This window comes from Micromonospora sp. 4G55, from assembly GCF_016803375.1.
In genome coordinates this window covers 1-4,675 of sequence record NZ_JAEVHN010000492.1, presented here as the reverse complement: position 1 = coordinate 4,675, position 4,675 = coordinate 1, and the positions used below count along the sequence as shown (strand labels likewise).

Annotated in this window: 3 protein-coding genes and 1 pseudogene; 2 read left to right on the top strand and 2 right to left on the bottom strand. The window is 71.6% G+C overall.

From position 1 onward, the window contains the following. Positions 1-45: 45 nt before the first annotated feature. Complete coding sequence (locus tag JNW89_RS28145; protein ID WP_238451382.1) at positions 46-678, bottom strand: RNA polymerase sigma factor; 633 nt, start codon at positions 676-678, stop codon at positions 46-48. A 111-nt stretch (positions 679-789) separates the two neighbouring features. On the opposite strand from JNW89_RS28145, the gene JNW89_RS28140 reads away from it, so the two are divergent. Beyond that, positions 790-1,866, top strand: a complete 1,077-nt coding sequence (locus JNW89_RS28140) for an adenosine deaminase (protein WP_238451381.1) — start codon at positions 790-792, stop codon at positions 1,864-1,866. Positions 1,867-2,090: 224 nt separating this feature from the next. On the opposite strand, the pseudogene JNW89_RS39090 reads toward JNW89_RS28140, so the two are convergent. After that, positions 2,091-2,468 (bottom strand): annotated as a pseudogene (locus JNW89_RS39090) (uridine kinase); the annotation flags it as partial. 192 nt (positions 2,469-2,660) lie between these two features. On the opposite strand from JNW89_RS39090, the gene JNW89_RS28135 reads away from it, so the two are divergent. Then, positions 2,661-4,675, top strand: a 2,015-nt coding sequence (locus JNW89_RS28135) for a sensor histidine kinase (RefSeq protein ID WP_238451378.1), incomplete at its 3' end; no start/stop codon positions are given.

The following is a 4,675-nucleotide window of genomic DNA, read 5'->3' as shown; positions in this document are numbered from 1 at the left end:
GTCACCGATCGCCGGCGTGCCGGGGCGATCTCCCGCAGCAGTGCGTCACGGCGTACGCGGACCCGTTCGGTGGGCAGGTGCGGCAGGTCCGGGCGGAGCGGACTGTGGTCCATCGGGTCGGTCCTCCATCGCGAGGTCGGCGAGCACGCCGGTGCGCAGCTGACGGTGCGCCCGGGCCAGGCGGGACTTGACGGTGCCCAGCGGGATGCCGAGCGTGACGGCGGCCTCGGCCTGGGTCTGTCCGAGCCAGACACAGGCCTCCACCACCTCCCGGTCCCGACGGGCGAGCCCGGCGAGGTGGCGGTGCACGGCGGCGACCCGTCGCTCGGCGTCCACCCGCTCGACCACCGCGTCGGCGTGGTCGGCGGCGGGCTCGGGCGGCGGTACCCGGTCCAGCGCGGCCCGGTGCCGGCGCAGCGACCGGTGGTGGTTGCGGCTGACGCCCAGCGCGATGCCGTAGAGCCAGGGCAGGACGCTCTCGCCGTACGGCACCATCGCCGGTCTTCGCCGCCAGGCCTCCAGGAACACCACCGAGACCAGATCCTCCGCGGCCGACCACGCCCCCGTACGCCGCAGGCAGTAGCCGAACACCGCGTCCGCGTGCCGCTCGAAGAGCGTGCCGAAGGCCGTGGTGTCACCGTCGAGGCTGCGGGCCCAGAGCTCTCGGTCGTCAGTCATGTCGCGCCCTCCCTGCCCCTCTCATGTCCGTACCGGGTGGTGCGGTTCACGGCGACGCGCCGGCCCGGCGGTCCCGTCCCGGGCCGGTCGGGGGCTGACTAGGGTCTGAGCATGGTCGCAATCCGATACGAGGACATCGTCAAGGTCCCCAAGGCGCTGCTGCACGATCATCTCGACGGCGGCCTGCGGCCGGCGACGGTCGTCGAGCTCGCCGCCGAGGTCGGTCACGAGCTGCCCACCACCGACCCGGAGGCGCTCGGCCGCTGGTTCGTGGAGGCGGCGAACTCGGGTTCGCTGGAGCGCTACCTGGAGACATTCGCGCACACCGTCGCCGTCATGCAGACCGCGCCGGCGCTGCGCCGGGTGGCCCGGGAGTGCGCGCTCGACCTGGCCGCCGACGGAGTGGTCTACGCCGAGGTGCGGTTCGCCCCGGAGCAGCACCTGGAGCAGCACCTCACCCTGGACGAGGTGGTCGAGGCGGTGGTGGCCGGCTTCGTCGAGGGCAGCGAGCAGGCCGCCGCGGCCGGCACGCCCATCCGGATCGGCACCCTGCTGACCGCGATGCGGCACGCCGCGCGCTCGCAGGAGATCGCCGAGCTGGCCGTGCGGCACCGGGACACCGGGGTGGTCGGCTTCGACATCGCCGGCGCCGAGGCGGGCTTCCCGCCCACCCGCCACCTGGACGCCTTCGAGTACCTGCAGCGGGAGAACTTCCACTTCACCATCCACGCCGGCGAGGCGTTCGGGCTGCCCTCGATCTGGCAGGCCATCCAGTGGTGCGGCGCGGACCGGCTCGGGCACGGGGTACGGATCGTCGACGACATCACCCCCGGGCCGCCGCCGGTGCTCGGCCGGCTGGCCGCGTACGTGCGGGACAAGCGCATCCCGCTGGAGCTGTGCCCGTCGTCGAACGTGCAGACCGGTGCCGCCGCGTCGATTGCCGACCACCCGATCGGGCTGCTGCGCGACCTGCGGTTCCGGGTCACGGTCAACACGGACAACCGGTTGATGAGCGGCACCTCGATGTCCCGGGAGATGGCGCTGCTGGTGGACGCCTTCGGCTACGGCTGGAAGGAGCTCCAGTGGTTCACCATCAACGCCATGAAGAGCGCCTTCATCCCGTTCGACGAGCGGCTGCGGATCATCGACGAGGTGATCAAGCCGGCGTACGCGAAGCTGCTGGCCTGATCAGTGGTGCGGGTGGCTGGCGACCAGGCCGGCCACCCGCCGCAGCACGTCGCGCGCGCGGGCGGCCTCGGCGCCCAGCCCGGTCTGCCGGCGCAGCACCGCCGGTTCGGCGCGCAGCAGCGCCACCCGCGCTGCAGCAGGACCTTCGGCGCCTTGCGCTGCTCGGCGAGGTCGCGGGTCAGCCGGCGGACGAAGGTCGTGCCGCGTGGGCGACGCAGCGCGTACGCCCCGGCCAGCAGCCCCCGGCGGCGGCACTCCTCGACGATCTCGGCGGCGAAGATCCCTTCGGCGACGAAAAGTGGCGATCCGGCCACCTCGAATGGCCGGGTGGCCACCCGTCGGTCGGCACCGATCGCATAAACCGGCACTTCGGCCTTGCCCTCCTGGGCCAGTCGGGCAATTGTTTCCACGGCCGTCCCGGCATCCCACGAGTCGGGCGAGTCCCAGTCCACCTGTCCGTTCTGGCGCGGCAACGTAGGGTCATCGCCGTCCTTGTAGAAGTCGTCCAGGCAGAGCACCGGAAGTCCGGTTCGATGAGCTATATACGACTTTCCGGAGCCGGAGGGGCCAGCGAGCAGGACAACGCGGTGACGGTATTCCATTACGTTCGGTAACTCCGGCCAGACGGATTGCTATCAAATTGCATCAACATCTCATCACACCTTCGGCGACCGCCAACCTGGGCTTTCTCTTTCAGGGGCGGCGTGATGGAATCTCGGGGGTCCGACCCGCCGGGTCGTCGCTGGGCGTTGCCCGGGGCAACGCGGGGACGCTGCAATCGCGAGGGCGGTGACGTGAGCAAACGGCCGAAGACGGCGGGCTCCTTCCTGTCGCGGCTACGCCGGCCGGCAGGCCGACTCCGCGACATGCCGATCTGGTCCAAGCTCGGTCTCATCATGATCGTGCCGACCATCGCCACGGTCGTCGTGGGCACCAGTGGTCTGGTGGACCACCTGCAGACGCTCAACAACGCCAACCGGGCGGGCGACCTGGCCAACCTGGTCGGGTACTCGGGTGACCTGGTCAACAGCCTCCAGGACGAGCGCACCGCCGCCGTCCTGCTGCTGGGCGCGCCCAAGGGCCAGGCCCGGGAGCAGTACCAGGAGGCGTACAACCGGGTCAACCAGCGGGTCGACCAGGCCAAGGCGCCGTACTCGCAGCAACGCCTGGAGATCGAGGATCTCCCGGGCAGCTTCGATACGCTGCTGGACCGGATCGACCAGGAGCTGAGCGACCTGCCCGGCACCCGGAGCCAGGTCTACAACGGCAAGCTGAGCCTCAGCGACGCGGTCGGGTCGTACCAGGGCCTGATCGAACAGCTGATCAGCGTCCGCGACTCCGCCACCCAGCTCGCCGGCGACAACGACCTGAGCGACCGGATGCGGGCCGCCGCCGCCGTCGCGCGGACCAAGGAGTTCCTGTCGCTGCGCCGCGTCGCGGGGCACCGGGTTCTCCTGCAGAAGGCGTACATCGCTCCGCTGCGCGACGACTTCATCGCCAGCCAGAAGGGCGAGCAGCTGGCGCGGCAGACCTTCCAGTCGGTCGCCAACCAGTCCGAGCGCGAGCTGTACCAGCAGACCGTCGCCGGCTCCGACCTGCGCCAGGCGGAGGCCTACAGCGGCTTCATCAAGTCCCGCGACACCGAGAGCATCGCCGGGGTCGAGTTCGGCACGGACCAGTGGGACGCGGCCCTGGTCGCCAACGCCGCGCTGATCCGTACCGTCGAGGTCAAGCTCGACGGCAAGGTGGTCCGGCAGGCCGACGACCTCCGCTCCGACGTGCAGCGCCAGGTCTTCCTGGAGACCGGCCTGCTGCTGAGCATGCTGCTACTGGCGATCCTCTTCGCGTACCTGGTCGCCCGGTCGATGGCCCGCTCCCTGCGCGACCTGCGCCAGGGCGCCCTGTCCATCGCCCAGTATGGCCTGCCGCAGGCGGTGGCCCGGCTGCGCGACCCGCAGGTCAGCGGCCAGCTCTCCCCGGCGCAGCTGGCCAACCAGATCGCCGAGCCGCTGCCGGTGCGCAGCAAGGACGAGTTCGGCCAGGTGACCGAGGCGTTCAACGCGGTCCACCTGGAGGCGGTCCGCACCGCCGCCGAGCAGGCCGCACTGCGCTCCTCCGTCGCGACGATGTTCGTCAACCTCGCCCGCCGCTCGCAGATCCTGGTCGACCGGCTGATCGGTCACCTCGACCGGCTGGAGCGCGGCGAGGAGGACCCGGACCGCCTGGCCGAGCTCTTCCAGCTCGACCACCTGGCCACCCGGATGCGCCGCAACGACGAGAACCTGCTGGTCCTCGCCGGCGCCGACTCCACCCGGGTGCAGCGCGAGCCGGCCGCCCTGATCGACGTGCTGCGCGCCGCGCAGTCCGAGGTCGAGCACTACACCCGGATCGAGTTCGGGATCATCGACCGGGACATCGAGGTCGCCGCCCACGCGGTCAACGACATGGTGCACCTGGTCGCCGAGCTGTTCGACAACGCGACCGCGTTCTCGCCGCCGGACTCGCAGGTCATGGTCGAGGCGCGCCGCATCGGCGACCGGGCCACCCTCTACGTCGAGGACCGCGGCATCGGCATCAGCCGGGAGCAGCTGGGCGACCTCAACGAGCGGCTCGCCACGCCGCCCCAGGTCGACGTCGCCGTCTCCCGGATGATGGGCCTGGTCGTGGTCGCCCGGCTGGCCTCGCGGCACGGCGTCAAGGTCGAGCTGCGTCCCGGCGCCGACCGCGGCACGGTGGCCGAGGTCACCATGCCCACCTCCGTGCTGGTCCCCCGGGCGCTCACCGGTCGCGGCCAGCCCGCCCCGGCGCT